Source organism: Rickettsia asembonensis (assembly GCF_000828125.2).
GTDB lineage: Bacteria > Pseudomonadota > Alphaproteobacteria > Rickettsiales > Rickettsiaceae > Rickettsia > Rickettsia asembonensis.
In genome coordinates this window covers 1-7,099 of record NZ_JWSW01000056.1, presented here as the reverse complement: position 1 = coordinate 7,099, position 7,099 = coordinate 1, and the positions used below count along the sequence as shown (strand labels likewise).

Sequence of the window (7,099 nt, the reverse complement as noted above, 5' to 3'; positions counted from 1 at the left end):
GCAAGCAGGCATTATAGTATATTTGCACCATCAGTAATATATTTCAGATTAAAAGCACAATAAAATGTTTACCTTCAAAGTTTATGAGTGCATCATACTCAATGGTTTGTTAATAGAAAATATAGGTAGAGTTTATGGAAGAAGATAATAATGCAGTAAGCATACCGGATAAGAAGCTAAGTAGGATTATTCATAGAATATTGAAGAAAAATGATGCAGAATCTATCACTAAGGAAGAAATAGCAAGCATAACTAATATTAATGTTTTTGATCAAGGGGTAAAAGATTTAACCGGATTAGAATACGCAACAAATCTAGAAAAGCTAATAATAAGTTATAATGCTATAGATAGTTTAGAGCCATTAAAATCATGTATGAAACTCAAGAGCTTAATTGCAGTATGTCTAACCACAGCTAGTATCAATAACTTACCCACAAATTTAGAAGAATTAGACATATCTAATTTAAGTCTTACAGGAACAGATGGTTTCACATCACTATCATCATTAACAAATATAAAAACATTGCAGGTAAGCAATACTATATTAAATGATATAGACTTTGTTTCATTGACAGTGAACTTATCAAAAATAGAAGCTAATAATTGTCAAGTGACTAATTTAAAACCATTACAGGCATTACTAGACAAGAGGTTACAAGATAGTAGCTATAGTTTTGAAACACAAACAGTCTTATTAGATAAAGGAACAGTGGGACAAACAACAGCATTAGCACTACATAAACCTGATGGAGAATCACCAAACATAACATGGAACACAGCAGACAGCTATGATAATGAGAAAGAGCAATTAACTTGGGAGAATAGCGGTGATAATCATTCTCTATCGTGGTCATATAGTGCTGAAAATAATGAGGTTGTATTTTCTGGAGAGATAAGTCAATTTGCCACAGAGATATAGTTGAAGAATCAGAATAATATAAAGATTTGATATATGCTTAAGAAATTAATAGGGGCAGTCTATTTACTCACAACATCAAGTTTATCAATTGCTACCGGTATTAGTACCATGACTGGCAATGCATTATTATCAGATACGGCAACAAATTGGGATCCGGCATTTGTAGATGGAAATACTGTAGTAGTTGGAGCAGATAATATAGAACTTGTCACAAATGTATCAAAAACAATAGGTGCTATACGGCTTGATCATACATTATCAATGTTAGGTTATTACTCTAATAGTACAGCATCACCAACTATTGGTTCAATCGCAGGAAAATCAAAACTAAAAAGGTTAAAAACAGCAGGACCACTTAAAGGACAAATTTGGACTTTCACTGGTACTGCTGGCGTAGACAATAATCCACCAGCTAATGATTATAGCGGAGTGTCTAACATACATTTTACTTATACATCAATATTAAACATCAATGCTCCTGTTACTATTAATAGTACCTTTAGTTCAAATATTTATAGAGGATCTACCATCAACATAAATGATAATGTCATATTAACACATAATAGTATTGCTTCAATTAACAATACATTTAACATTGCTGCAAGTAAATCATTAACCCTGTCAGGCTCTGGCATGACTTTAACATCTGTATTTGATTTCAGTGATTCAGGAAAATTAATTTTAAGCGGGGATAATACTATATTTAATCCTAGCTTGATATCTAATGCTAGTAGTGCAGTATTAAATGTAGATAATAATGTTACAACTAGCATGCCCAGTGTTTTAACTATAAACACCATAAACATTGCAGATGGTAAGAGTTTGACTATTGATGCAGTAAATAGTGATATAGATTTATTAGATGATAATGCTTCTATTAATTTTAGTGGTAGTAATGCAACGCTGGTACTAACTAATAGTGGAGCGTCAGATAGAACATTTACAGCATATAATACTGTAACAGGTGATGTATTATTTAGTAGTGACGGCAGTTTAGTAGCAGATAAAGGAGTAGCAGGCAGTATTACAACGAGTGCAGATAATATAGGTACTATTACAATAGATGATGGTAATGTAGGTGTAGTAGGTGCTACTGATAAAAAGCTAAAGCAAGTAAATTTAAATCAAGACACAGCTGCAAGTGTAGGACAATTATATGCAGGTAATGTGGATATTGGCGGTATTGGTCCAATTACAGCAACAGATTTACTAACCTCTGAGTTAAGCTTTAGTAGTAATGGCACTTTAATATCAGATGGTGGAATAACAGGTAATGTAGATTTTGCAGGTAATGAAGGAGTATTGCAGCTTGCTGATGGTAAGACTATTACAGGTGATATTGATAGTAGTGGCACGTCAGCTGGTACATTAGAGTTTTTAGGTGTAGGTACTGTTAATGGCAGTATTGGAGCTACTAACGCACTAACTACACTGAAGTTTACTGGAGCTGGAGACAACACAATTCCTGCAGCGAATGCTAAGACTATAGAGGTAGCAAACGCTGCAGCAAGTGTTACAGCCAGTGCCCTACTTACTGGTGATGTATTATTTAGTCAAGCAGGAACATTAGCAACGCAAAAAGGCATAATTGGTAACGTAACATTTAATGATGCAGGAACTTTGGTGACCGCTGGAATATCTGGTAATATAGATTGCCAAAGTCAAGCGGCAACAATTAATTTTTCTGGTGACAAAGCATATATTTTAAAATCTCCAATTCAAAATGCTGAAAATGCTACATTAGATGTGAATTTGCCAAAATTAACAACGATAGATCTTGAAGTAGGTAGCATCAATATATCAGATAATAAAATACTTGCTATAGATCTTGCAAGTGGCAACAAAACATTACTAGCTCCTGGAGGTAATGGCATTAAGTTCTTAGGAGCTAACTCTACTTTTCAAATAGAAAATACAAGTAGTAATGATGCTAGAGTAGCGTCATTTGCAGCAAATCTTGCAGGTGATACAGGAGGTGGGGGATATTACTGCTTAGCGGTGGTACTCAAGGGCTGACTATTACAAGTGACAATGCTCCCGCTACTATAGGTGTACCAGGTAACGAGATTGCTATGATGGAAACGCAAGGCATTGTTACTATGCAAGACAGTATGGATGCAAGTAGTATATCTCAGTTAAATATTGTATCTGGCTCTAATTTTACTGATCAGAGCTGCAGCACAGCAAAGATTCCAAATATTAATATTGGTACTACATCCCCTACTGCATATTTAAACAGATTAGATGATGTAGAGATACTTAATAGTTTATCTAGATCTAAAACTCCGCTGACTCTAGCTGGTTCTATGCGCGTTTCCCCTTCAGCTATTTACGCTATTGATGTATCTAATATAGCTGATCAGAATTTAGATATTTTAGGTCCAGGTCAAAGTATTAACTTTATAGATGAGAATGCTACTGTCAAATTATCAAATGTAAGTAGCGGCGCAGGCGTTAATGACCGCAGCATCACATTACTGATTGATCTTGATCCAGGTAAGGATAATTTTGCAAGAGTTGAGTTATCAGCCAGTGCTGGCAATACTCTGACCATTAAAGGTGGCCTACTTGGAACAGACGTACATAAACTTAAGCAACTTGAATTATCAGGAGATGGTGTTCTTAATATTGAATCTACTATACATACTACTGATCTTGAGCTTAATGTACCTACAATTACACTTGCAGATATACACTCTAATTTATCTTTTACAACAAATACAACACTAACTGCAATCGGCAATATTGATGGCAATATAGATTTCCAAAACAATGCAGCCATAATAAATATAGCAGATGGGCAAAAGATTACTGGTAATGTTAATAGTATGGGAGGTAATAATGGTACAATTAATTTCGAAAGCAAAGGGGCTATTGACGGAGTAGTAACAAATCTTACAATGTTGCAAGCAGGAGTAGGAGATGTAACATTTAAGACCCCAGGTGATTACTCTATAATAGAGTTACAAGGCAACGGCAGTAGAACAATCACATTTCCCTCTAATATAAAGTATGTAGGTGGTATGAATATAACAGGAGGTCAGCCAGTCAATTTAAATTTTGCTAATAATAATATTATAAACAGCAATATTGGTGCTAGTGCTAGTCCAGTTGGCAGTATATCAAGTCATGATAATACAGAGTTGAATGGAGATATTAGTAGTAATGGAGATATTAAGACATTAGGCAAAACGTTATTTGCAGGTAATGTGGCATGTAATAATATTTTAGCTAATACTATCAGTAACAACGCATTATCATCATTCTCATTATTTGCACCATTGACTACAAATGTACGCAATACTGTTAATTTTGATCAAGATAATGTTATTACTAAGTTTCAAGGTACAGTACACACTAAAGGCGGTATAAAGGTGAGTGGCAGTACATATTTTGCAGATACTGTAAATAGTCAGGGCAACATTACTATAAATGGCGATACTAAATTTAATAAGACATTATCAAGTGGTAATAATATAGATATATCTCATGGATCAAATGTAATATTTAATGGCGATGTAAGCACAAGAACTATGAATATTAATAGTTCTAATATCCAGGTGTCAGATAATATCTCAATAGCAGGTAATATAAGTGCTAATAATAGCACTATTATACTTGATAATAAGATATTAACATTATCTGGCATAAATATCTTCACTAATCAGCTCATGATAAATACTACATATGATGAATCTAGTTTATCCGGTGGTAATATAATACTTGCACCAGGTAGCACCTTGGATTTATCAAATGTAAGTGAATTAATAGTAAAATTATCATTTACTAATAGTGACATCAGCAAAATAGCTGATAATACTAAATATAATATTATTTTGGCAGAGGATGGTAGTAACATATTGCCATTAAGTGATCCAGAGCATCAGATTATACTTGATAGTAGTGGTGAACAAAATAAGTTTGTGAAGCGGAAGTTAGATGCAAGTTCTTTGACTTTATATGCGTATGATGATTCAAATGATGTAATAGATACGGATTATGTTTTTGATTCTGTACAAGATAATATGTTTATGGAAGAATTAAAGCATGTAACAACAAATAGTAATGTTGAAGAGTTTAAGAATAATATAGGTTTATTAGATAAAGAACAAGCAGAAGAGATGCTGGCCAGAATATTAGATCATACAAAAGAAAGAGATAGTGCTATAGTGCAAGTAGCATTGCGCCAAACACTTACAGAGACCAATAAAGTTGCAATGAATGCTATCCATAATAGATTATCAAATACTGGCCTTGGCATGAGCCAAGCTGCTATTGCCGCTGGTGGTGATAATGCATGTAGATGTAACGATAATATATATGAAGAAAGTAGATATGGAATGTGGGCAAGATCCTTAATAAATCATAGTAAGGATAAAGTAAGCGGTAAGAATGCCGAATATTTCAGTAGCTATAAAACAAAGGGACATAGCAATACTATAGGGTTCGATAGTCTTGTATGTGATAATATACTTTTAGGTATTGCATATACAAATGCATATACTAGTATAAGACCAAAATATCAGAATATAGGTAATATAGACAAAGTAAGAACTAATATGTTCTCACTTTACAGTGCATATAATATACCAAATTATAATTGGTATTTAAACAGTACTATATCTTATGCAGAGAGTTATATTAGAAGCGGCAAGATGCGTTATACTGCTATAGCTAAGAATGTACTTGATAGTGAAGTGGCGTCCAGTAAATATAAATCACATTTATATAGTGGCAGTGTATCACTGGGGTATAATCATTCTCTAGGAAATAACGCTTATGTGACCCCTAGCCTTGGAGCGATAGGCTCATTCATCAGAGATAAAGGTTATACAGAAACTGGCACTAGTTTTCAGAATCTAACTATTCGCAAGAAAAATTATAATAAGCTAAGCAGTATAGCAGGACTCAGAGTATATCAGGATATTTATTTTAGACACCTGGATAATGTAGATAATGCAGACAGTCTAGTAGTAACGCCAGAGGCTTATGTCTTTGTTAATTATAACATTAAGAATAAATCTCCTGCAACTGATGCAAGAATGCAAGGTATAGATGAGCGTTTACCAACAATAAACTACAGAAGTAACAAAGTAGATTATAATTTAGGTCTAGGTGTTACGATCAAACATAATATGATGGAATATAGTATTAATTATGATGCTAATCTAGCTAAAAAATATCAAGGACATGCAGGTAGTATTAAAGTGAGAGTTAACTTATAAATTACCGACAAATAAAGATTCAATTCTATAAAAGGGTTTTGTCCAAATAAGTGTGTAAATAAATTCTAGAGTTTATATTCTATTTTCAAATTTGATTAAAAAATGAGCCATAGCCTTGTTCCAATTTGGTATGGACATAGATCATTTTTTAGTCATATATTCAATTGCCAAATATAATGTTTTAAAAACAGCATTATCATTTGGAAAAACTCTCTTATTCTTGGTCACTTTACGTAATTGACTATTGACTGCCTCTACAGCATTAGTTGTATAAATGACTTTTCTTATTTCTTCAGGATACTCTAAAAAAATCATTAAATTATTCCAATAAGCATAATTTACTGGTAATCCTCCCCAAAAACAATCGACAAAAGGAGTAGAATTTTCTAGAAATAAAAAAGGAGATTCTATAAATGACAATATCAAAACACAGTGATAGCCAAATCATGTCTATCTTAAAGCAAGCGAGAAGTGGCATGCCTGTAGCATCTATACTGAGGGAGCATAAAATATCATCAGCAACATTTTATAAATGGAGATCAAAGTTTGGAGGTATGGATTTACCGATGATTACTAGGCTAAAGGAGTTAGAATCGGAAAATACCCGCCTTAAAAAGATGTATGCTGAGGAAAGGCTAAGAGCTGATATATTAAAGGAAGTACTTGAAAAAAAGTAAGGAAGCCATCACAAAGGCGCGAGATGGCTAAAATAATATCTGAAGAAAAAGATATTTCTATAAGGAGCGCATGTAAGATCTTTGGTGTCAGTGAAACCTGCTATAGATATAAGCAGAAGCTATCATCTGAGGAATGCATTTAACATACAATCAAAAGAACTTGAGCTTTGGTCTTTGCTTTTTATATTTACGTAATATCAAAGGTTTTGGCTGGAATCATAAACGTGTATACAGGATATATAAGGAACTAGCACTTAATGGAAGTGTTGAGAGATAA

3 protein-coding genes and 2 pseudogenes are annotated in these 7,099 nt (G+C 33.3%); 4 read left to right on the top strand and 1 reads right to left on the bottom strand.

The annotated features are described in order from the left end of the window. The first annotated feature begins 134 nt into the window (after positions 1-134). Genes SB78_RS05440 through SB78_RS11105 form a run of 3 tightly spaced genes read left to right on the top strand, consistent with a single transcriptional unit; the run spans position 135 to position 6,145 of the window. Positions 135-920, top strand: a complete 786-nt coding sequence (locus tag SB78_RS05440) for a leucine-rich repeat domain-containing protein (protein ID WP_041079173.1) — start codon at positions 135-137, stop codon at positions 918-920. Positions 921-953: 33 nt separating this feature from the next. Continuing rightward, a complete protein-coding gene (locus SB78_RS05435) occupies positions 954-2,936 on the top strand; it encodes a beta strand repeat-containing protein (protein WP_041079171.1) in 1,983 nt (660 codons plus the stop codon). 56 nt (positions 2,937-2,992) lie between these two features. After that, positions 2,993-6,145 carry an autotransporter family protein gene (locus tag SB78_RS11105; protein ID WP_241773778.1) on the top strand — a complete coding sequence of 1,051 codons (3,153 nt, stop codon included), beginning with the start codon at positions 2,993-2,995 and terminating at the stop codon, positions 6,143-6,145. Between the two features lie 72 nt (positions 6,146-6,217). Here SB78_RS11105 and SB78_RS05425 read toward each other — a convergent pair. Beyond that, positions 6,218-6,481: pseudogene (locus SB78_RS05425) on the bottom strand (transposase); the annotation flags it as partial. A 77-nt stretch (positions 6,482-6,558) separates the two neighbouring features. Between SB78_RS05425 and SB78_RS11100 the strand changes: the two are divergent. Further along, a pseudogene (locus SB78_RS11100) lies at positions 6,559-7,081 on the top strand (transposase); the annotation flags it as partial. Between the last annotated feature and the right edge of the window lie 18 nt (positions 7,082-7,099).

Coding starts and splice junctions, on each gene's coding strand:
- SB78_RS05440 (WP_041079173.1), top strand. CDS start 135: ATGGAAGAAGATAATAATGCAGTAAGCATACCGGATAAGAAGCTAAGT.
- SB78_RS05435 (WP_041079171.1), top strand. CDS start 954: ATGCTTAAGAAATTAATAGGGGCAGTCTATTTACTCACAACATCAAGT.
- SB78_RS11105 (WP_241773778.1), top strand. CDS start 2,993: ATGATGGAAACGCAAGGCATTGTTACTATGCAAGACAGTATGGATGCA.